Origin of the sequence: Rhodococcus sp. MEB032 (assembly GCF_030208925.1) — a bacterium.
Taxonomy (GTDB): domain Bacteria; phylum Actinomycetota; class Actinomycetes; order Mycobacteriales; family Mycobacteriaceae; genus Rhodococcus_F; species Rhodococcus_F qingshengii.
The window spans coordinates 136,409-159,080 of record NZ_JARVSY010000023.1 but is presented as its reverse complement, the minus strand read 5'-3'; the positions used below and the strand labels follow the sequence as shown (position 1 = coordinate 159,080).

Genomic DNA, 22,672 nt, shown 5'->3' with positions numbered 1-22,672 from the left:
CGCCGAACTCTTCGACTGACCGGGCAACCCTTGACTTGGATAAGTAGTGTCCGAGAATGCTTGGGCACGACCTATCCGAGTAAAGGAGAAAAATCATGAAGATCGTCATTTTCGGAAGCGGACTTATCGGAAGCCAGGTCGCCGCCGAGCTCGCTGACGCCGGGCACGACGTGAAGGCGCTCGGTCGTGGCGGCGGGATCGCCGACGCAGTTGAGGGCGCGCCAAAGCCACAAGATGGCACCGTCGAGATTGCCGAGCCCGAACCGCTGGGCATCGACGAACTGGTCCGGCGCCTGTTCGTCGTCACCGGCGACAACCGTTCGGCGATCTTCGATTGCTCGGCACCCGGCAATGGCGCATGGATCGCGTGCGAATCAGGGTGCCGGATTCAGATACCGAGCCGATGGCAGCGTGACATAGCCAATCGCCGGATTCGACGACCGGTACTGGGGGCGGTTCCATGCGAAGGCCGACCAGACTTGCCGCACCTGCGCACCTGCGCGCGAAAAGCTGGGAGGCACTCCAGAAGTGGGTTATAGACGGAGCCGACGGTTGCCCCTGCGTGTGCCACCACAATCGTTGCGCCGCAGGAAGTGAAGATCCGCCACAATCGCAACGAAACCAACTGCTATCCAGCCGACGGTCGGCCACCTTCGGTGTCCCCCGACATGAACTCCGCTGCGCTCCGTTCTGTGAAAAGCATTGATTTGTTTTCACTTCTGGCCTTCCGATTCTCGTCGGCGGTGACCTGCGCACAACCCCTGGCGGCGCAAGCGCCGGCCGGTGGCTCCGAGAAATTTTCGCCACTCGCACGCTCCCACCGAAATTTTCTCGGCCCGGGGGTGGCACTCCGGCCCTCATACCGACGCGATTCTCCTTTGCCAGAAGGCGAAAAAAATTGGCGGGGCACGAGGCCCGGTCACTTTCACAGCAAGGGGAACGACATGCAGAACATCCGTTTGAGGACCGCCACCGACGTCTTGGCCGCAATCCCGGCGTTGCTCGGATTCGTCCCCGTCAGTTCCGTCGTGATGATCGCTCTCACCGGATCACCGGCCATGCTCGCGTTCGTTGCGCGCACCGATGTCATCGGTGCCGATGCGGCAGCCGACTACAGCACCGCACTCGAGCAAGCCGCAGCCACGTCGGTTATCTGGGTTGTCGTCGGCGCCGGTCCGGTGGCAGCCGCCGGACTCGATCAGATCGAGGCAGCTCAGCGCGAGCTCGACAGCAGGGGAATCCGCAGCGTCCGCACCCTTTTCTCGGAGTCTCTTGAGGTCGGAGCGGGGTGGTTCGACACCAACGGCGAGGTGCCTGATTAGCAATGCATGTCCTGCGTCTCATGCCATTAGTTGCCCTTTCGTGGGTTCGCTTCGGCCATGGGCCGGGCATCTTCGTTTCGTCCGTGTTGGCTGACTGGGTTAGGTGACCATTCAGAAGTCGTTTGTCCGAAATGTCGTCCCCATCGGGGACGCCTCAACCCCGAGACTTCAGCGCCGCCCGCGCGGCATTGAACCCACCCATCCCGTGAACCCCGCCGCCCGGCGGAGTTGCGGACGAGCAGAGGTAGACGCCCGGGGCGCCGGTGGCATAGGGGTCCAGTCCGAACCGGGGGCGCGCGATGATCTGCCGCGCAGTGTTCGCCCCCGCGGAGATGTCGCCACCCACATAGTTGGGGTTGTACGCCTGCATCTGCGGCACATTGCGCACGTTGACGCCCACGATCCGGTCCCGGAACCCCGGCGCAAAACGCTCGATCTGACTCGTGATCGCATCGGTGGCGTCACCCGGATAGCCATGCGGCACATGCGCATACGCCCAGACCGGGTGGATGTCTCCCACAGATCGGGAGGGGTCGGCCAAGAACTGCTGGCCCAACAGAATGAAGGGCTTGTCCGGCATCTGATCCCGAACGGTCTGGCGTTCGACAGCCGCAGTTTCCGAAATCGTCCCGGACAGATGCAGGGTGCCGGCCTTGCGGGCATGCGGATTCGTCCACGGCACGATGCTTCCGTCGGAATCACCACGCACGGCGTAGTCGACCTTGTACGCAGCGGTGCCGTAGCGGAATTTGCGGTAGGCCCGGGCAATACGGTCGGGCTGCCGGCCGTCGAGCAGACGACCGGCCGCATCGGGAGCGATGTCGAGCATGACGATGTCGTAACCGGCGATCTGGGAGTAGTTGGTGACCCAGTTCCCGGTTTCGATGGTGCCACCGAGGCTGCGCAGGATCGAGGCGAGCGCCTCCGCAATCGATCCTGAACCACCTTGCGCCACAGGCCAACCGTGAGCATGGGCTCCAGCAGTGAGCATCGAGCCGACAGCACTGGAGAGTGGAAGGGTCAGCGTCCCGAACATGTGCGCCGCGACGCCACCGAACAGTGCCCGCGCCTGTGGGGTCTTGAACATCCGTGCGAAACCCGTCGCGGGAAGCAGAGCGCCCGTCCCGAAACGGGCGAGCATCAGCGGGTGCTTCGGAACGTGCACGATCGGCTGGAAGACGTCCTGCACCAACTCGTCGAAGTTCTCGGCGAGGTATCCGAAGACGTCGAGCCACCTCTTACCGTCGGCACCCAATCCGTCAGCGGTCCGGTTGATGTCGCGCCACAGAACCCCGGCGGTGCCGTCGTCGAGTGGATGGACCAGATCGATCTCGGGCCACAGCCACGTCAGGCCGTGCTTGGCGAGCCCGAATTCGCGGTCGAGTTCCTTGAAGTAAGGAGAAGCCAAGGCCGTGGGATGGAAGGCGGAGCAATCGTCGTGGACGAGTCCGTCGACTATGTATTCGCTACTGCGGGTGCCGCCGCCGATCTTGTCCGCACCCTCGACGACATGGACGTCGATTCCGGCGCGGGCGAGTTCGATCGCCGCCGCGAGACCGTTGGGGCCACTGCCCACCACTACTGCTGTTGTCATTTGCGCTTCGCCACCCGTCTTCTCAGGTGTGAGCCTACGGAAATTACAGCGATGGCATTCTGCGAGCAAACAATTCAGGCCTAGACCTTGGTTGATCGATCAACTTTTGTTACAGTTCGAGGCGCACTGGCCGCAGCTGATTCTTATCGCTGCGGCCAGTTGTTGCATTCGTCGCCCATCGCGCCTGTTTCCTGCGGATTCGGTATCCTGTGAATCGGAACTTCTCTGCACAGACGCAGCTCCGAAATCTGTCGAGGGGCCTTCTGGCTCCCTGCATCGCCGCAGTTCAGAGCAATTATAGGGCTACCTTAGTTGCGCCCGTGCCGGGGTTCTGAATTATCGTTTTCGTTACACGGTTGACTCACAAAAGTTTCAACCGACCGAAGACTCACGTCGCCGGGTGCCAGAACGCACACCATCGCGTCTGCGCAGGGCGGCTACTTCGGTGGTACCGAACACATCGTCGTGTCGGTGCTTTGAAGGACTTGCATTGCAAGTTGATGGCCATCAGCGCTGCTGGTCGTCGGTGCATCTTTATGGCATACGAAGGCTGGGTATGAAGCAACTTCCAGGCCCCCAGGGCCTCTATCACCCGTCCAATGAGCACGACTCCTGTGGAGTCGCATTTGTTGTCGACATGCATGGTCGCCGCAGCAGGGACATCGTCGAAAAGGCGATCACCGCTCTGGTCAACCTCGAGCATCGCGGCGCTGCCGGATCAGAACCCAACACGGGTGACGGTGCGGGCATTCTGCTGCAGGTTCCCGACAAGTTCTTCCGAGCTGTCGTGGACTTCGCGCTGCCCGCCGAAGGCGCGTACGCAACCGGTATCGCATTCCTCCCGCAGGGCGATGCCGATGCACACGAGGCTGCTGCTGCAGTCGAGAAGATCGTCGTCGAAGAGGGCCTGAAGGTTCTCGGCTGGCGCGAGGTCGGAACCGACGACTCATCGCTGGGCGCACTGGCGCGCGACGCGATGCCGACGTTCCGTCAGATCTTCATCGGCTCCGAGGGTGACAAGTACACCGGCATGGATCTCGAGCGTCGTGCATACGTGGTGCGTAAGCGCACCGAGCACGAACTCGGCTCCGAAGGCGCCGGCAAGGGTGGCCCGGGTAGCGAGACCGTGTACTTCCCCAGCCTGTCCGGCCAGACGTTCGTCTACAAGGGCATGCTCACCACCCCGCAGCTCAAGGGTTTCTACCTCGACCTGCAGGACGATCGTGTCGAGAGCGCACTGGGCTTGGTCCACTCGCGCTTCTCCACCAACACGTTCCCGTCGTGGCCGCTGGCGCACCCGTTCCGCCGGGTCGCTCACAACGGTGAGATCAACACCGTCACCGGCAACGAGAACTGGATGCGCGCTCGCGAGTCCCTGATCGACAGCGACGTCTTCGGTGGCCGCGAGAACCTGGACAAGATCTTCCCGATCTGCACCCAGGGCGCCAGTGACACCGCTCGTTTCGACGAGGTGCTCGAGATGCTGCACCTCGCCGGCCGCAGCCTGCCGCACGCAGTTCTCATGATGATCCCGGAAGCCTGGGAGAAGCACGAGAGCATGGACCCCGCTCGTCGGGCGTTCTACGAGTACCACTCGGCTCTCATGGAGCCCTGGGACGGACCGGCGTCGGTGTGCTTCACCGACGGCACCGTCATCGGCGCCGTGCTGGACCGCAACGGTCTGCGTCCGTCGCGTCTGTGGATCACCGAAGACGGCCTCGTCGTCATGGCGTCGGAGGTCGGCGTTCTGCCGATCGATCCGTCCACCGTTGTCCGCAAGGTCCGCCTCCAGCCCGGCCGCATGTTCCTCGTGGACACCGCGCAGGGCCGGGTCATCAGCGACGAGGAACTGAAGAACGAACTCGCTGCCGAGCACCCGTACCAGCAGTGGATCGACGAAGGTCTGATCCACATGGACGACCTGCCGGACCGTCCGTACACGTACATGTCGCACGAGCGCGTCGTCCTGCGTCAGCAGCTCTTCGGTTTCACCAACGAAGAGGTCAACCTGCTGGTCAAGCCGATGGCTCTCTCCGGTGCCGAGGCACTGGGCTCGATGGGTACCGACACTCCGATCGCCGTGCTCTCGTCACGTCCCCGGATGCTGTTCGACTACTTCTCGCAGCTCTTCGCTCAGGTCACCAACCCGCCTCTCGACGCGATCCGTGAAGAGGTCGTCACCAGCCTCGGCGCGACCATCGGCCCCGAGGGCGACCTGCTGCACCCGAATGCGGACTCCTGCAAGCAGATTGCGCTCCCGCAGCCGATCCTGCACAACGACGACCTGTCGAAGCTCGTTCACGTCAACGACGACGGCGAATTCCCGGGCTTCCGCAGCGTCGTGATCCGCGGCCTGTACCCCGTCAAGGAAGGCGGCGACGGTATCCGTCGTGCGCTCGAGGGCATCAAGTACCAGGTCTCGCAGGCAATCGAGGGTGGCGCGCGCATCGTCGTGCTCTCGGACCGTGAGTCCACCGAGGACTACGCACCGATCCCGTCGCTGCTCCTCACCTCGGCTGTGCACCACCACCTGGTTCGTGAGAAGTCGCGCACCAAGGTCGGCCTCATCGTCGAGGCCGGCGACGCCCGCGAGGTGCACCACATGGCGCTCCTCATCGGCTTCGGTGCCGCAGCGGTCAACCCGTACATGGCTTTCGAGACCATCGACGAGTTCCTGCAGAACGGCGAGCTCGAGGGTCTGACCCTCGAGAAGGGCATCGCGAACTACATCAAGGCAGCCGGCAAGGGTGTCCTGAAGGTGATGTCCAAGATGGGCATCTCGACGCTCGCGTCGTACACCGGTGCTCAGCTGTTCCAGGTCATCGGCCTCTCGCAGGAGCTGACGGACGAGTACTTCACCGGTCTGCAGTCGCAGCTCGGTGGCATCGGCCTCGACCAGATCGCAGCCGACGTCCAGGCACGTCACGCCGTCGCATACCTCGATCGCCCCGAAGAGCGCGCTCACCGCGAGCTCGAGGTCGGCGGCGAGTACCAGTGGCGTCGTGAAGGCGAGTACCACCTGTTCAACCCGGACACGGTCTTCAAGCTCCAGCACGCAACTCGCACAGGTCAGTACGAGGTGTTCAAGGAGTACACGACCATGGTCAACGACCAGTCGGAGCGCCTTGCCGCTCTGCGTGGTCTGTTCGACTTCAACATCGGCAAGCGGCCGCCGATCTCGATCGACGAGGTCGAGCCCGCCAGCGAGATCGTCAAGCGTTTCTCGACGGGTGCGATGAGCTACGGCTCCATCTCCGCCGAGGCTCACGAGACGCTCGCCATCGCGATGAACCGTCTGGGCGCCCGCTCCAATTCCGGTGAGGGCGGCGAACATCCGTCGCGCTTCACGCCGGACGAGAACGGCGATCTGCGTCGCAGTGCCATCAAGCAGGTCGCGTCGGGACGCTTCGGTGTCACCTCGCACTACCTGAGCAACTGCACCGACATCCAGATCAAGATGGCGCAGGGAGCCAAGCCCGGTGAGGGTGGCCAGCTTCCGGCTCACAAGGTGTACCCGTGGGTGGCCGAGGTTCGGCACTCCACGCCTGGCGTCGGGCTGATTTCGCCGCCGCCGCACCACGACATCTACTCGATCGAGGATCTCGCTCAGCTGATCCACGACTTGAAGAATGCCAACCCGCAGGCCCGCATCCACGTGAAGCTGGTCTCGGAGGTCGGCGTCGGAACCGTCGCGGCCGGTGTCTCCAAGGCACATGCCGACGTCGTTCTGATCTCCGGTCACGACGGTGGCACCGGTGCCACCCCGCTGACCTCCGTCAAGCATGCGGGCGCACCGTGGGAACTCGGCCTCGCCGAGACCCAGCAGACGTTGCTGCTCAACGGTCTCCGTGACCGCATCGTCGTGCAGGTCGACGGCCAGCTCAAGACGGGTCGCGACGTCGTCGTCGCTGCCCTGCTCGGCGGCGAGGAGTTCGGTTTCGCCACCGCACCGCTGGTTGTCTCGGGCTGCATCATGATGCGCGTCTGCCACCTCGACACCTGCCCCGTCGGTGTCGCGACGCAGAACCCGTTGCTGCGTCAGCGTTTCAGTGGCAAGCCGGAATTCGTCGAGAACTTCTTCATGTTCATCGCCGAAGAGGTTCGCGAGCTTCTCGCGGAACTCGGTTTCCGCACGCTGCTCGAAGCCGTCGGCCAGGTCGACATGCTGGACACCACGCGCGCTCTCGATCACTGGAAGGGAAGCAAGGCAGGCAATCTCGATCTGTCGCCGATCCTCACCCAGGTCGAGTCCGCGTTCATGGACCAGGACGTCCACTGCACCGGCACGCAGGATCACGGTCTCGACAAGGCACTCGATCAGCAGTTGATCGTCTCGGCCCGCAACGCACTCGACAAGGGTGAGGCGGTCTCCTTCGAGTCCGCGATCACCAACGTCAACCGCACGGTCGGCACCATGCTCGGCCACGAGGTCACCAAGGCGTTCGGTGGAGAGGGCTTGCCCGAGGGCACCATCGACATCACGTTCACCGGTTCCGCCGGTAACAGCTTCGGTGCTTTCGTGCCCAGCGGTATGACCCTGCGCCTGCACGGCGACGCCAACGACTTCGTCGGCAAGGGCCTTTCGGGTGGACGCATCGTCGTACGCCCGCCGCTCGATGCAGCGGAAGGCTTTGTCGCCGAGGACAACATCATCGGTGGCAACGTCATCCTGTTCGGCGCCACCAGCGGCGAGGCTCTGCTTCGCGGTGTCGTCGGCGAACGCTTCGCAGTCCGTAACTCCGGCGCCACTGCCGTCGTCGAGGGTGTGGGCGATCATGGTTGCGAGTACATGACGGGTGGAAAGGTGGTCATCCTCGGAGCCACCGGACGTAACTTCGGCGCCGGCATGTCCGGTGGCGTCGCGTACATCTACAACCCCGACAAGGCATTCGAGAAGAACCTCAACACCGAACTGGTGGACCTCGAGGATCTTTCGGGCGACGACTTCACCTGGTTGAAGGGCGCCATCGAACGTCATCGCGACGAAACCGGCTCCGAGGTTGCCACGCGCATCCTCGCTGACTGGTCGCAGCAGGTGGGTCACTTCGCAAAGGTGATGCCCCGCGACTACAAGAAGGTTCTTTTGGCCATCGCGGCCGCAGAGAAGGATGGCAAGAACGTGGACGAGGCAGTTATGGAGGCAGCTCGTGGGTGATCCAAGCGGCTTCCTGAAGCACACGTCGCGCGAACTTCCGGTTCGCCGGCCGGTGCCGTTGCGCCTGCTCGACTGGAAAGAGGTCTACGAGGAGTTCCCGAAGGAAACCCTCAAGACCCAGGCCAGCCGTTGCATGGACTGCGGAATTCCTTTCTGCCACAACGGTTGCCCTCTCGGAAACTTGATTCCCGAGTGGAACGACCTGGTCTACAAGGACCACTGGCACGACGCCATCGAGCGTCTGCACGCGACCAACAACTTCCCGGAGTTCACCGGTCGTCTGTGCCCCGCACCCTGTGAGGCGTCCTGTGTCCTGGGCATCAACCAGGATCCGGTCACCATCAAGCAGGTCGAGGTCGAGATCATCGACAAGGCCTTCGACGAAGGGTGGGTCAAGCCGGTTCGCGCCGCGCACGCCACCAACAAGAAGGTTGCGGTTGTCGGCAGTGGTCCGGCCGGTCTGGCTGCAGCGCAGCAGCTGACCCGCGCCGGTCACGCAGTGACGGTCTTCGAGCGGGCAGACCGCATCGGCGGCCTGCTGCGCTACGGCATCCCCGAGTTCAAGATGGAGAAGCGGCACATCGACCGCCGTCTCGAGCAGATGGAAGCCGAAGGCACCGTCTTCAAGACCAACGTCAATGTCGGCGTGGACATCACCGCGGACGAGCTGCGCGAGCAGTTCGACGCAGTGGTTCTGGCCGGCGGCGCCACTGCAGCTCGCGATCTTCCGATCCCGGGCCGCGACCTGGACGGCATCCACCAGGCGATGGAGTTCCTGCCGATCGCCAACCGCGTGCAGTTGGGTGACCTCGACGCTCCCACCATCACCGCTGAGGGCAAGAAGGTTGTCATCATCGGCGGCGGCGACACCGGAGCGGACTGCCTCGGCACCTCGCACCGTCAGGGTGCGGCCAGCGTCCACCAGTTCGAGATCATGCCGCGTCCGCCGGAGACTCGCGCCGAGCAGACTCCGTGGCCGACGTACCCGCTCATGTTCCGCGTGGCTTCGGCTCACGAGGAGGGCGGCGAGCGTCTGTTCTCCGTCAACACCGAGAACTTCGTCGGTGAAAACGGCAAGGTCACCGGACTCAAGGCTCACGAGGTCGAGATGAAGTCGGGTCGCTTCGAGAAGGTCGAGGGCTCGGACTTCGAGCTCGAAGCCGATCTCGTGCTCCTGGCCATGGGCTTCGTCGGTCCCGAGAAGCCGGGTCTGCTCACCGATCTCGGTGTCGACTTGAACGAGCGTGGCAACGTCGCCCGCACGTCGAAGTGGAACACCAACGTCGACGGCGTGTTCGTGGCCGGCGACATGGGCCGCGGCCAGTCCCTGATCGTCTGGGCCATCGCCGAGGGACGTTCCGCAGCAGCCGCTGTGGACACCTACCTCGAGGGTGTCACGGCCCTTCCGTCACCGATCCACCCGACAGCGGCTCCGCAGCGCTAGAGGCTCTCACAAAGCCGCACCCCACCGCATTCGGTGGGGTGCGGCTTTGTTTCTGCAAGCAATTCGCACGATCTGTAACAAACCTTCATCAATCGTGCATCGGACAGACACAACGCCCAGACAGTATGATTCCGGAGCACCGATAGTGGTGTATGGGTTGCTGAAGGTAAAACAGGGGAGTTTCATGCGTGCGAGGCGTCTCGTTGCGGTGTTGTCGGCACTTGCTGCGGCAGTAGTGGTACCGGTTGTCAGTGCTCCCGTGGCGTCGGCTGATCCCTGCCCCAGCCTGTACGTCGTGGCCATCCCGGGAACCTGGGAGCCCTCGGGCACCAGGCCCGGCGCCGGCATGCTCGCCCCGGTGACCAACGGGCTTCCGGGCTCCGTTCGCACCGATTACGTCACCTACTCGGCGACGGCCTTCCCGTGGGAGTCCAACGTCTACGCCAAGTCGAAGCAGCAGGCTGTCGACAATGCCCGCGGCATGATCGGCGCCATGGCCGCCTCGTGCGGTGACACTCGCTTCGCCATCGTCGGATACAGCCAGGGTGCCGACGCGGCAGGCGATCTCGCCGCCGAGATCGGAACCGGCATCGGCGTGGTCCCCCCGACTCGCGTCGAGGGCGTCGGCTTGCTGTCAGATCCCCGTCGTTCCGAGTCCGACGTCCTGATCGGCCCCGCTGTCGGCGGTAACGGTGCCAGCGGCCCTCGCATCGGTGGATTCGGTTGGCTGTCAGGCAAAACGGTGACGCTCTGCGCGGTCGGTGACCTGTACTGCTCGACGCCGAAGGACGATTTCGTGATGCGTCTGGCCGGATTCATGGCTCAGGCGTCCGATCCCACTCCGGCCAGTGCGCTCGCGCTGCGCGACGAAGCGGCCGTGATCGTCAACGATCTGATCACCGCAGGCGGGCTCCCCGCTCTGATGGCCCAGCTCGATCCGGGCGCGAATTCGCGTCGCATCGATCAGCTGGTCGACTTCTACGGCTCGCAGGTCCACACCGACTACACGCGTTACGTCGTTGACGGCGCAGGCAATTCGGCTACATCCTGGCTGCACGGCTGGTTGGCCGGCAAGGCCTGATCAGCAGTACGTCTGCTCCGCCGTGTCGACGTAGATCTCGGCAATGCGCTGCGAGGACATCGGCGTGATCTGTGAGTACACCTCGCCGACGGAGTTGAACTCCGCCAGCACTTCGGACCGAGGCATACCGTCAGCGAGAGCCTTGCAGGTGCCGTCGGCGTAGAGGATCTCTGCGGAATCCATTCCGGCGGGCGGGATCCCGGCCAGACGCAGAGCGGCGATATACCGCTGTCCCTTCTCGCCTGCGTTCGCGACGATCTCTTCCGGTGAGCGTGCATCGATTGGTGCGTTCGCCGGTGGCGCTACCGGTAGTGATACCGCCGGTGGCGTCGATTCGACGACGCTCGGCGCGGCTTCCGGTGTTGTTGCGGCGAGCGGGCTGGTCGGCAGCTCGGAAAGCGTACTGGGGGCAGTCGAACTCGACGTCGCCGCGACCGACGTGCTGGTGGCAGCAGAAGTGGATTCCGATGCGTCGCTGTCGGATTGGCTGCTGCAGCCGCTGAGGAGTAGGCCCGCTGCCGCGACGCAGAGGACCAGTCTGTTCGTGTTCATCACCCGTGAGTGTTACACACCGTACCGCTTATTTTGTCCGTTTTAAGGAAACTCCCTTTTGCCCTGTTTTTAAGTCGAAGTCCTGTGATATACATCTGTTCAGTTGTTACTTGTGAGTAGGAGCACACCGCAAAGACCTTGTCGGCGGCGGTCGAAACACAAGCAATGACTGCGAGTTTCGTCCCCCATCACATAAACGGCAGGGAGAAATCAGTGCAGAAATCTCACAAGAACGGCAACAGACGTCTCGGCACGCGCGTGGCCGTCATTGCAGGTACCGCAGGTGCGGTCCTCGCGTTCGCGGCGCCGATGGCCTCGGCTCAGGATCCGGTCGACAATTCGATACCCGGTGCCGCAGTGTGTCCGGCTACTGCCGAATCCTGTGTGTCGGTTGTGGTTCAGAGCGGAACCTTCGACAACAACGGCTTCAACCTCCCGATCGGAAAAGGCGACATGATCATCGCCGCCGAGGCCGGCTCCGGTGAAGGTGAGTCCACCGTTCTTCTCCCGCGCGACGACGGACACCACGGTGTCTACTCCAAGCCGTTGACCGTTCCGGGTGGAGTCCTCGGAATCGACCTGCCGTTCGGCAATCTGTTCGGCCTCGCCGCAGTCACCGCCGAGGTGGAGGCGACCGCTGCCCCGACCCTCAACGGCATCATCACCGACATGGATCTGAGCATCCCGGTGCGGATGAAGATCAACAACGCGTTCCTCGGCGACAACTGCTACCTGGGCTCCGCGGCTGCGCCGGTGAATCTTCGTCTCGCGCCTGACCCGTCGGTGGTACCGACCTACACGGTGCTCCCGGACAATGCACTGAAGGTGAGCCCGGTCGGGAACCAGGCCACCGGCTTCGCGCTGCCCGCCGCCAGTGGTTGCGGACCGTTCGGAGTGCTGAACCCGATCGTCAACTGGCGAGCAAAGGTACCGGCCACGTCGGGAACCTCGCTCAGCACGATCTCCGACGCCTACCTGTACCCGGGCGGCCTCACCGGTAGCGATCCTCTCGACGATCTCGGTGGCGGAACAGGATCCAGCGGTTCCAGTGGCTCGAGCGGTTCGTCCGGAAGCTCCGGTTCCTGAAAACTCGGATGCCTTGAAGCAGCGGTGGTGGCGGAATGTCACCACCGCTGCGGCGTCCGACCTGTAATAACCTGTGCCTCAGGGTGGGCGAAGGCGGACTCCATCAGGAGCACCTGCGCGGCCACGAAATCACAGGGGAGTCCTCAAACATGTTTCGAGACAGCGTTCTTGCGAGTCCGGTCCTGCGCCGGGGTGTGACGGCACTGGCAGTTGCGGCTGCAGCCACCATGTTTGTCGGTACTGCAGCGACGGCGGAGCCGGCAGCAGTTGTCGGTGAGGTGTCCGCGGACTCCATCGCGGCAGCCCGTGCGCAGGCCATCGGAACGACGGTCACCGTCGTGGGAACCGCGACTACGCCGTCTGGAGTGTTCGAATCCAGCTTCTACGATAAGGGCTTTGGTCTCCAGAGCGGCAATTCGGGCATTTACATCAGCGATCCGAACAATTCCGGGGTTGTTCTCGGCGATCGGGTTCAGGTCACCGGAGTCCTCGCGGATCAGGAAGGCCTGCTCGTCGTCCGCCCGACTGCCGTCGAGGTAATCGGCACGACTACCCAGATCAGCCCGGCGCGACTGCCCCTCAATGCAATCGGTGAGGGCAGTGAAGGTCGTCTCGTGACGGTGTCCGGAATCGTGAGCGGACCCGTCGTCGACGATCTGCCGTACGGCCACAAGATCCTGGTCTCGGGCGCCGAGGGAAACACCGTCATCTTCGTCAACACACAGACCGGAATCGACCTCGATGCCGTCGCCGTCGGACGCCCGATCACCGTCACCGGTTTCAGTGGCCAGTACGCCAGCACCTACGAGGTTCTTCCCCGCTCGGAAGCCGATGTGCAGCAGGGTTTCACGGGCAGCCTGAGTTTCGGAAGCTGACCTAGATCTCGAACCGAGCTCCGACGCGCATCGACCCGGGAGACAACCGGCTGATCGTGCGTCCGAGCTTGGCTTCGACGGTCACGGGTACGACGGCCTTGTTCGTGCGAACCGCTTTCACGATGGCACTGGCGACTCGGTCAGGCGTGAAGTTGCGCTTGCGGTAGAAGTTGTCGACCTTGGTCTGGTTCTCGAGCTGCTCCTCGGCGGTGGTCCCGGCGAACTCGGTGGTCTTGAGGATGTTCGTGTGAACGAGGCCGGGGCAGATGGTGCTGACGCCGATGCCGTGTGGAAGCAGCTCTGCCCGTAGGCAATCCGAGAGCATGAATACCGCTGCTTTGCTTGTCGAATACGCGGTGAGGGCCTTCTGTGGTGTGTACGCGGCGGCCGAGGACAGATTGACGACGTGCCCTCCTGTTCCCCGGTCGATCATCATCGGGGTAAATGCCCGGCAGCCGTAGACAACTCCCCAGAAGTTGATGTCCATGACGCGCTCGAACTGGCGCTGCTCGGTGTCGGCGAATGTCCCGGAGAACCCGATTCCGGCGTTGTTGACGACGATGTCCGGTACGCCGTGATGTGCCGCGACGGTCTCCGCGAACCGAATCACGGCCTGTTCGTCGGACACGTCCACCTGATAGGCGTGGGCACCGCCACCGAACACTGCTTCGGCGCCGCCCGCTTGCGAAGGGATGTTTACAAGTGCCGCAGTGTCCTGCGCGCTTTCAAGATTGATGTCGGAGACCACGACGATAGCTCCCTGGGCGGCGAAGGCGAGGGCCGTTTCACGCCCGATGCCGCTGCCCGCACCGGTGATCACCACCAGCGTGCCGGTGAGATCGCGCAGTCGACGCTGCAACTTCGTTCCGCGTCGCCAGCCGGTGACGTCCTTCAGTAACCCCATTGGTTGCCCTTTTCGTGTGTACGTTTGTGGCGTGTGTCTCTAGCTGACTTCCCCTCTGCGAAAGGTATCCGATGAGCGAGCTTCGTGTAGTTGCAACCATCCCGGCCAAGTCCGGTTCCGAGGACGACGTCCGATCGGCTCTGACAACTCTCGCGGAGGCGAGTCGGTCCGAGGACGGCTGTGTGTCGTACGAGTTGTTCGAGTCAGCGGCTGCGCCCGGCACGTTCGTCACGATCGAAACTTGGCGCGGGCAGGAGGAGTTGGACGCTCACATGCAGTCCCCGCATCTACAGGCCGCGCTGGCCGCTGCCGGACCACTTCTCGACGGCGCTCCGGCGATTCATCCGTTGAAAGGCGCCTGAATCAGAATGAATTCCTGACCTTCGCTAAGGGTCTGACCTGCGAATGTCGCTCGAAAACTGACCAATCGTCGCGCTTCATTCCACTGAGCGGGACCTGCGACTAATACCTGTGCCTTAAGTCACAAACTGTCTCGACAATGCTTCACATCACAGTTTCTGACCTGGAGGTTTTGAATGAGTCGCAGTTCTCGGCGCGGTCACCGCAAGGTTGCCGCCGTCGCGCTGGCAGTCTCCGCCGGCCTGTTCGTCTCGTCGTGCGCTGACAGCGGGAACGGGGGTGGGAGCGGCGACGCACCGGACTCCGGTTCGGGATTGTCCATCGGCCCGGTCAACGAGCAGTCCGGCGAGGGCGATCCGGTCAAGGGCGGCACCCTCACGTTCAGCGGGTACTCCGCCGTCACCAATCTCGATCCGGCGAAGACTCAGATCGCCGGTTCGGTCGCCGGTTCGGAGTTGGGCGCGATCTACGACACGCTCCTGCGGTACGACCCGGCGTCCAAGGAATTCGTTCCGAAGCTCGCAGAGTCGATGGAGCCGAGTTCCGACTTCAAGACGTGGACCCTCGAACTGCGTGACGGTGTGAAGTTCAGCGACGGGACGCCGGTGGATTCGGCGGCCGTCTCGGCGAGCCTCAATCGCTACGTCACCAACAAGGGACCGCAGTCGAGTCTGTACGCGTCGAAGGTCGCGTCGGTCGACACTCCGGATCCGTCGACGGTCGTCTTCAATCTCGTCGACCCGTGGACCGGTATCGAGTCACTGCTCTCGACGGGCCCCGGCATGATCGTCGCGCCGAGCGCCCAGCAAGGTGATCAGTTCACCCCGATCGGCGCGGGTGCCTTCACCCTCGAGAAGTTCGCTCCCAACGAGGAATTGATCCTCGACGCTCGGGAGGACTACTTCGACGGTGCCCCGAACGTGGACAAGCTGCGGTTGATCAGCATTGTCGGTTCGCAGTCCACCACCGAATCGCTCAAGAGCGGCGGCACGGACGTCGCATACATGCGTTCGCTACCGAACGTGCTGGATCTGATCGACTCCGGCTACCCGGGCTTCGTCGACATTCCGTCGCTGTCGTACCTGTCGCTGGTCAACACGGCACCCGGTCGTCCCGGTGCCGACGTGCGCATCCGTCAGGCATTGGCGCTCGCAACCGATCCCGTCGCACTCGACAACCGACTCAACGAGGGCAAGGGTCTGCCCGGACAGGTCATCTTCCAGGACACCTCCCGCTGGCATAACGACGTCGCTCCGATCGGCGTCGACACCGCCAAGGCGAAGCAGCTTCTCGACGAGGCCAAGGCCGACGGTTACGACGGCAAGATCACATACCTGACGCTGCAGGAGAATTCGGCGCAGGCGATGGCTCTCGCACTGCAGTCGATGGCCAACGCCGTCGGATTCGATTTCCAGATCGAGTACGTCAACTCGGTTGCCGACGTCGTCAAGCGTTTGTACGCCGACCGCGACTTCGACATGGCAACAGGTTCCGCCAGCCTCGCGGAAGCCGATCCTTTCGAGCGTCTGTACTCCAATCTCAAGTCGGGTGGACGGAACAACGCCACGAGCTTCTCCGACCCCGAGATGGATACGCTGCTCGATCAATTGGGTGTCGCGACGTCGACCGACTCGAAGATCGAGGTGCTCGCCAAGATCCAGGAGCGCGCCAACGAGGTTGTGCCGTGGCAGGTTTACGGCAACACCCCGTGGCTCGGTGTGTGGGGACAGAACGTCCACGGCATTCAGCAGAGCCTGGACGGAATCATGTTCTTCGACAAGGCCTGGAAGAACTGAAGGCTTCTGAAGAACTGAAGAACTGAAGAACTGACTGGACCCGAGAAGCGTCCCTGCGGGGACGCTTCTCGGCATCAGAGAGTGTGATCGATCAAGAAGTGAGATCGAGGGCGGCGCGGACGATGCTGTCGGAGTCGAGGCCGTGGTACCGGTAGACGTCCTCGAGCGAACCGACCTGACCGAACCGGCTCACTCCGAGCGCAGCACCCGGAACGTTGTTGATTCCAGTCAGGAACGCGAGGGTGTGCGGGTGCCCGTCGAGAACGGTGACCATCGGCGCGGACCGGCTGCTCGGAAAGACCTGATCCAGGATCCACGACGGACCGTCCGCGAGACCGCGCCGAGACTGGAGTGCTTCGAAGAGCAAGCCGGGGCTGGTCACGCACACGACGTCGGCGGAAATACCCTGCTCGCCCAGCCTTTCGGCTGCGACCAGTGTTTCGGTGACGGTGGCACCCATGCCGACCAGGGTGACGGCCGGATCAGGGTTGTGCCGCAGTGTGTACGCGCCGGCCACCACCTGACGTCGACGGCGTTCTCGCGCAGCCGGATCGGTCGGTACCGCGGCCAGGGCCTGATCGACCGGACGGGTCGACAGACGCAGGTACGACGAGCTGCCGTCTGGTCGGCCCAGGCGTCCGATGCTGTCGAGGAGCGTCCACTCGACGTCGACGGCGAATGCCGGTTCGAAACTGACGCATCCCGGCTGTTCCAGTCCGATGGATGGGGTCTTGATCGACTGGTGCGCACCACCTTCGGCGGCCAAGGTGACGCCCGACGGAGTGCCGACCATGATCGACTGGCCACCGGCGTAGATGCCGTACGACCACGGTTCGAGAGCCCGCTCGATGAAGGGGTCGTACATCACGCCGATAGGGAAGAGTGGCTGGCCCCAACGACTCCAGGTCGCACCGAGTTCGCCCATCAACCCGACCAGGTTGGTCTCGGCGATACCGAGTTCCATGTGCTGACCGGTGGGCTTCTCACGCCAGTGCATGATCGTTTCGGCGTCGTCGGCAAACCAGTTGTGCCGCTCGTCGGGGGACCACACGCCGACCTTGTTCAGCCAGCCTGCGAGGTTGGTGGTGGAACTGACGTCCGGGCTCAGTGTGACAACACGTTTCGCGGCGTCCGGCGCTTCGCGGCTGAGGTCGAGTAGTACCCGGCCGAGAGCTGCCTGAGTGGTGGACGTGCCGGAGGGCGTACGGCCGATGTCTTTCGGAACTGCCGGGGGCACCAGATGCTCCACCTTCGGGCGAGTCAGGCGCCCAGCGGTTTCGGCGCAGATGCGGCCGGACGGGCTGTCGGTCTCGAACCGTTCCCAGGGCTTCGACGGATCCATGCCGAGTTCCGCCGCCAGAATCTCGTACTGCTCGGTGGTGAGCAGCGACGAGTGGTTCTGCGGATGACCCTGCGTCGGCAGACCCCGACCTTTGATCGTGTACGCGATGATCACGGTGGGACGGGTGTCGTCGATCTGTGCGTACGCCTCTCGCAGAGCGTCGAGGTCGTGGCCACCGAGATTGCGGATGGCCTCGAGCACCGTGGCGTCGTCGAGGTCGTCGATCAGCGCCGTGATCGCGTCGGCGTCCGCCGCGTCGCCGGGCAGTCTCAGACGTACCTCGTCGGCCGTGCATCGCAGCAGGCGCTGGTACTCCGGATTCGGCATGTCCAGGATTCGTTCGCGCAACGCGGTGCCGCCCGGCCGGGTGAACAGTGATTCCAGCAGCGCACCGAACTTCACGGTGATGACCTGCCAGCCGGCACCCGAGAACATGCGCTCCAGGCGGGTTGCCGCGATGTTCGGCACCACCCGGTCGAGTGATTGGCGGTTGAGGTCGACTATCCACACGATCTCACCCAGTTCGGCAACCGAATGATCGAGAACTGCTTCCCACACAGCGCCCTCGTCGAGTTCGGCGTCACCGACCAGGGAGTACTGGCGCCCGGTTCCGGCGCCGCCGAGGGAGGCGTCGACGTATCGGCGAGCGATGGCGCCCCAGATGGGAGCCGTCGCGCCGATGCCCACCGAACCGGTCGAATAATCCACCGGATCAGGATCTTTCGATCGACTCGGGTAGCTCTGCAGGCCCCCGAATTCGCGCAGAGTCGTCAGGTAGGACTCGTCGAGTTCACCAAGCAGATAGTTGATGCCGTGGAGCACCGGCGCCGCATGCGGCTTGACGGAAACCCGGTCGCCGGAACGAAGTTGGCCGAACCACAGGGACGTCATGATCGAGACCATCGACGCGCACGAGGCCTGATGGCCGCCGACCTTGAGCCCGCTGGGGTTCGGTCGAACACGGTTGGCGTGATGGATCATCGCGGTCGACAACCACAGAACGCGCTTCTCGATCTCCGCCAGTGACTCGGGAGCGTTCTGGTCGATGTTGGGGCTGTTCACGGCCGGTCCTGCCTTCAGTAGTGGACATCGATCACCGCACCGCCTGTACCCCAGATCGTGGGGCCGACGATGTGGTTGTGATGTTTGGCAGGACTTCCTGAGGCCGAACCGTTCGGTGCGGCAAAGTCCAGCCGCACCTGTCGATCTGTTGTGCAGATTCTGCGTCAAAGTCCATCATCGGCATACAGATTGGGCAATAGCTACCCGGTGGATTGAGCAATGTGCGCAACACCGAGGCCTGTGCGCCGTGACAGGTGGGCACTATGCGCAGTGCACCGCCAGTCGCGCGCGGTCAGTCCATCAGGTCGTGGACGTAGCACCAGCGCCAGGATTCGCCGGGCTCGTGTGAGCGCATGACCGGGTGCCCGGTTTCGCGGTAGTGGTTGGTGGCGTGCTGATGAGGGCTGGAATCGCAGCATCCGACGTGGCCGCAGGACAGGCACATGCGCAGGTGAGACCAGTTATCCTCGCCCAACTCGGCGCACTCCTGGCAGACGCCGGGCGTCAGCGCCGCCGGGTCCGTTTCGGGCGCGTTGGTTAGTTCCTCGCAACCGGTGGGAGCGGGTGCGGGCTGCTGTGTGCGAGCTGCTGCTCGCTTCAGGATTTTCTTCATCGCCTTCCATACTGCATGCTGCCAGGGTGAACGGCATATTACTGGGGGTTGTAGTAGCGGCGTTGCTGGTGGCGGCGGTCGCGCGAAGGTTCGGGCTGTCTTCGCCGCTGATCCTCGTCCTGGTCGGTTTGATCGCCTGTCAGATACCGGGTGTTCCGGAATTGGAACTCGATCCCGACCTCGTCCTGTTCGTCGTGTTGCCTCCACTTCTGTACTCGGCAGCACTGGACAGTTCATACCTGGCTTTGCGCTCGAATCTGCGTCCGATCGGATTTCTCGCGGTGGGGCTTCCCCTGGCGACGACGGCTGCGGTGGGCTTTGTCGCCTACCTGATCGTGCCGGAGTTCTCGATAGCGGCTGCTCTGGTTCTCGGCGCCATCGTGGCGCCGCCGGACGCGGTGTCCGCGAGCGCAATCGGACGCAAGCTCGGCCTGCCGCGCCGAATCATGACCCTGCTGGGCGGGGAGAGCCTGCTCAACGACGCCACCGCTCTGACGGCGTACAAGGTCGCTCTCGCGGCTGCCGTCGGTACGGGTGCGACGCTGATCGGCGGCTTCGAGACCTTCCTCGTCGCGGCGGTCGGTGGAACGGTGATCGGCCTCGCGGTGGGGTTCGTCATCTCGAAGGTTCGCGGCAAGCTCCAGGATCCGGTGATGGAGAGCGGAATCGGATTGGTGGTGCCGTTCTTTACCTACCTCGCTGCGGAAGAGGTCCACGCGTCGGGCGTCATCGCGGTCGTCGTAGCCGGATTGTTCCTCGGCCAGCGCTCCACCCGTGCGAGTTATGCGACGCGTTTGCAGGACACGGCAGTGTGGAGGGCCGTCGACCTGATCCTGGAGTCGTTCGTCTTCCTGTTGATCGGTCTCCAATTGCCCAGTGTCGTCAACGGATTGCAGGGGTACAGCACTTCGATCGTCGTCTGGGCGTCGGTTGCCGTTCTCGTGACCGTCGTGGTGGTCCGAATCGCCTGGGTGTTCCCGTTCACGTACGTACCGCGCTGGCTGTCGCCGCGTATTCGAGCGAGGGAGCCGGAGATTTCGGCGCGGGCGGTGTTCGTCGTGTCGTGGGCCGGTATGCGAGGGGTCGTGTCGCTGGCAGCTGCCTTCGCCATTCCGCTGACGGTCAACAGTGGGGAGGACTTCCCGGGGCGGTCGCTGATCCTGTTCCTGACGTTTGTCGTCGTGGTCGGCACGCTGTTGCTGCACGGCCTGACGTTGCCGTGGGTGATCCGTGTCCTCGGCGTGCAGGGGGACGAAGAGCAGTCCGACGCCCGCGCCGAGGCGGCCGCTCAGGACAAGGCTGCACGGGCCGCTGCGGCGCGGCTGGACGAATTGGTCGGAGCCGACGCCGACGACGTCCCTCAGGTCCGCAATCGTGCCGCGGACATCTTGCGAAGCTGGAACACCCACCGCGCGAACTCGGCGTGGGAGCGACTGGGACGCAGCGACGAGGATCTGGGGGAGAGCCCGTCGAACGCCTTCCGCTCGCTGCGCCTCGAGATGATCGATGCCGAGCGAGGCGTCTTCATCGCCGAACGCGATGCCGGCCGGATCGACGACGAGGTCCTCCGGAAGGTACTTCGCGAGCTCGATCTCGAGGAAGCGACGCTCGACCGGGACTAGACCGGCTGGTCTGCTGTCCACGAAGGTAACCGCTGGCCAGGGTCGGTTTACCTGACTGTTGAGGCCTGCAACTTAACCGATTCCACTGAGCGAGACTCGATCCAATTTTCTGTGCCTCCCATCACAGACTGTTTCGTGTTCAACATCACGTCACGGTCTTACCCCGCCTTGGAGGCATTCGAATGAGTCGTAGTTCCCGCCGCGGAAGTCGCAGATTGGCTGCGGCTGCGCTGGCGATCACCGCAAGTATGTTCCTGGCGTCGTGCGCCGACAACGGCTCGAGCAATGGCGGCGGCGAATCCGCTGATTCCGGTTCCTCGCTGAAGATCGGCATGGTCAACGAGCAGGCTGATCCCGGCACTCCCACCAAGGGCGGCACGCTGACGTTCAGCGGTTACTCGGCGGTCACGACTCTCGATCCCGCGAAGGCTCAGGTTGCCGGCGCCACCGGTGGCAGCGAGCTCAGCGCCATCTACGACGTGCTCATGCGTTACGACCCCATCGGGCAGAAGTTCGAGCCCAAGCTCGCTCAGTCGCTCGAAGCGAGTTCGGACAGCAAGACCTGGACGCTGAAGCTCCGCGACGGTGTGAAGTTCAGCGATGGTACAGCTCTCGACTCGAAGGCCGTCGCCGACAGCATCAACCGCTACGTCACCAACAAGGGACCTCAGTCGAGCCTGTGGGCTTCCAAGGTTGCCTCGATCGACACCCCAGACGCGACGACCGTAGTCTTCAACCTCGTTGATCCGTGGACAGGCATCCAGTCGATGCTCGCCACCGGACCCGGCATGATCGTCGCCCCGAGCGCCCAGCAGGGTGACCAGTTCACCCCGATCGGCGCCGGCGCCTTCACCCTCGAGAAGTTCGCTCCCAACGAGGAACTGCTGTTGGCTGCTCGCCCCGACTACTACGACGGCGCACCGAACATCGACAAGCTCAAGCTGATCAGCATCGTCGGCGCTCAGCCCACCGCCGAAGCACTCAAGACGGGCGGCATCGACGCCGCGTACATGCGTACGCTCACCCCGATCCTGGATCTGATCGAGTCGGGTTACCCCGGCTTCGTCGACATCCCGTCGCTCGGTTACATCGCCAACGTGAACATGGCCCCGGGCCGCCCGGGCTCGGATGTCCGTGTCCGCCAGGCGATGGCGCTGGCCGTCGATCCGGAGACGCTCAACACCCGCGTCAACAACGGCAAGGGACTGCCCGGCCAGGAAATCTTCCAGGACACCTCGCGCTGGCACAACGACGTCGCACCGATCGGCGTCGATCCCGCCAAGGCGAAGGAACTGCTCGATCAGGCCAAGGCCGACGGCTACGACGGAAAGATCACCTTCCTCTCCATCCAGGAACCGTCCGCACAGGCAACGGCTCTGGCCATCCAGGCGATGCTCAACGCAGTCGGCTTCGACGCTCAGATCGAATACGTCACCGGCGCAGGTGATCTGGTCAAGCGGATGTACGCCGATCACGACTACGACATGAGCACCGCAGCACTGAGCCTCGCCGAGGCCGATCCCTACGAGCGTCTGTACACGGGCATCAAGTCCGGTGGCCGTAACAACGCGACCGGCTACTCCGACGCCGAAATGGATGCTCTTCTGGACAAGTTGGGCGTCGCAACCACCGACGAGGACAAGAAGGCAGTCCTGGCGCAGATCCAGGAACGCGCCAACGAGACCGTCCCGTGGCAGGTGTGGGGCAACGTCGCCGCACTCGACGTGTGGAACCAGAACGTTCACGGACTCGAGCAGAGCCTCGACGGAATCGTGCTCTTCGACGGAGCTTGGAAGTCCTAGAGAGCCTGAAGTTCACAGCCGGCCCCGCGCCCGTACTGCAGCGGATCGGGTCCGGCTGCGAA

General features: G+C 63.6%; 16 protein-coding genes. 11 read left to right on the top strand and 5 right to left on the bottom strand.

Annotated elements, in window-relative coordinates; genetic code table 11:
* The first annotated feature begins 95 nt into the window (after positions 1–95).
* Both QRN54_RS22015 and QRN54_RS22010 read left to right on the top strand, forming a co-directional pair.
* Positions 96–539: a ketopantoate reductase family protein gene (locus tag QRN54_RS22015; protein WP_285183077.1), complete on the top strand. Its 444-nt coding sequence runs from the start codon at positions 96–98 to the stop codon at positions 537–539.
* 405 nt (positions 540–944) lie between these two features.
* Positions 945–1,322, top strand: coding sequence for a DUF4192 family protein (locus QRN54_RS22010; RefSeq protein WP_058036988.1), 378 nt, complete (start codon positions 945–947; stop codon positions 1,320–1,322).
* A gap of 154 nt (positions 1,323–1,476) precedes the next feature.
* On the opposite strand, the gene QRN54_RS22005 is transcribed toward QRN54_RS22010, so the two are convergent.
* Positions 1,477–2,916 carry a phytoene desaturase family protein gene (locus tag QRN54_RS22005; protein ID WP_285183076.1) on the bottom strand — a complete coding sequence of 480 codons (1,440 nt, stop codon included), beginning with the start codon at positions 2,914–2,916 and terminating at the stop codon, positions 1,477–1,479.
* A 556-nt stretch (positions 2,917–3,472) separates the two neighbouring features.
* Between QRN54_RS22005 and gltB the strand changes: the two genes are divergently transcribed.
* From gltB to QRN54_RS21990, 3 genes are all read left to right on the top strand, one after another.
* The gene (gltB, locus tag QRN54_RS22000; protein WP_285183075.1) at positions 3,473–8,071 is read left to right on the top strand and encodes a glutamate synthase large subunit; all 4,599 of its coding nucleotides are present in this window, start codon (positions 3,473–3,475) and stop codon (positions 8,069–8,071) included.
* Complete coding sequence (locus QRN54_RS21995) at positions 8,064–9,515, top strand: glutamate synthase subunit beta (protein ID WP_285183074.1); 1,452 nt, start codon at positions 8,064–8,066, stop codon at positions 9,513–9,515. Before gltB ends, QRN54_RS21995 begins: the two co-directional genes overlap by 8 nt.
* 184 nt (positions 9,516–9,699) lie before the next feature.
* Positions 9,700–10,596 (top strand): cutinase family protein, encoded by an 897-nt coding sequence (locus tag QRN54_RS21990; protein ID WP_007735797.1) that lies wholly within the window; start codon positions 9,700–9,702, stop codon positions 10,594–10,596.
* Here the strand turns inward: QRN54_RS21990 and QRN54_RS21985 are convergent, their stop codons facing one another.
* Complete coding sequence (locus tag QRN54_RS21985; protein WP_058227389.1) at positions 10,597–11,148, bottom strand: DUF732 domain-containing protein; 552 nt, start codon at positions 11,146–11,148, stop codon at positions 10,597–10,599. It abuts the gene before it with no gap.
* A gap of 213 nt (positions 11,149–11,361) precedes the next feature.
* On the opposite strand from QRN54_RS21985, the gene QRN54_RS21980 reads away from it, so the two are divergent.
* Together QRN54_RS21980 and QRN54_RS21975 are read left to right on the top strand one after the other, a co-directional pair.
* On the top strand, positions 11,362–12,234 hold the full coding sequence (locus QRN54_RS21980; RefSeq protein ID WP_003943530.1) for a hypothetical protein: 873 nt from the start codon (positions 11,362–11,364) through the stop codon (positions 12,232–12,234).
* Positions 12,235–12,383: 149 nt separating this feature from the next.
* Positions 12,384–13,109, top strand: coding sequence for a single stranded DNA-binding domain-containing protein (locus tag QRN54_RS21975; protein WP_054781541.1), 726 nt, complete (start codon positions 12,384–12,386; stop codon positions 13,107–13,109).
* Position 13,110: 1 nt separating this feature from the next.
* Here the strand turns inward: QRN54_RS21975 and QRN54_RS21970 are convergent, their stop codons facing one another.
* A complete protein-coding gene (locus QRN54_RS21970; protein ID WP_003943614.1) occupies positions 13,111–14,013 on the bottom strand; it encodes an SDR family NAD(P)-dependent oxidoreductase in 903 nt (300 codons plus the stop codon).
* Positions 14,014–14,084: 71 nt separating this feature from the next.
* Between QRN54_RS21970 and QRN54_RS21965 the strand changes: the two genes are divergently transcribed.
* Positions 14,085–14,375, top strand: a complete 291-nt coding sequence (locus QRN54_RS21965; RefSeq protein WP_003943546.1) for a putative quinol monooxygenase — start codon at positions 14,085–14,087, stop codon at positions 14,373–14,375.
* Positions 14,376–14,549: 174 nt separating this feature from the next.
* A complete protein-coding gene (locus tag QRN54_RS21960) occupies positions 14,550–16,169 on the top strand; it encodes an ABC transporter substrate-binding protein (protein ID WP_042453342.1) in 1,620 nt (539 codons plus the stop codon).
* Between the two features lie 91 nt (positions 16,170–16,260).
* Here the strand turns inward: QRN54_RS21960 and QRN54_RS21955 are convergent, their stop codons facing one another.
* Together QRN54_RS21955 and QRN54_RS21950 are read right to left on the bottom strand one after the other, a co-directional pair.
* On the bottom strand, positions 16,261–18,573 hold the full coding sequence (locus QRN54_RS21955) for a thiamine pyrophosphate-binding protein (RefSeq protein ID WP_285183072.1): 2,313 nt from the start codon (positions 18,571–18,573) through the stop codon (positions 16,261–16,263).
* A 292-nt stretch (positions 18,574–18,865) separates the two neighbouring features.
* A complete protein-coding gene (locus QRN54_RS21950) occupies positions 18,866–19,186 on the bottom strand; it encodes a UBP-type zinc finger domain-containing protein (protein WP_003943615.1) in 321 nt (106 codons plus the stop codon).
* A gap of 26 nt (positions 19,187–19,212) precedes the next feature.
* On the opposite strand from QRN54_RS21950, the gene QRN54_RS21945 reads away from it, so the two are divergent.
* Together QRN54_RS21945 and QRN54_RS21940 are read left to right on the top strand one after the other, a co-directional pair.
* Positions 19,213–20,808: a Na+/H+ antiporter gene (locus QRN54_RS21945; protein WP_030536674.1), complete on the top strand. Its 1,596-nt coding sequence runs from the start codon at positions 19,213–19,215 to the stop codon at positions 20,806–20,808.
* 182 nt (positions 20,809–20,990) lie between these two features.
* Positions 20,991–22,610, top strand: coding sequence for an ABC transporter substrate-binding protein (locus QRN54_RS21940; RefSeq protein WP_003943605.1), 1,620 nt, complete (start codon positions 20,991–20,993; stop codon positions 22,608–22,610).
* Positions 22,611–22,672 lie beyond the last annotated feature (62 nt).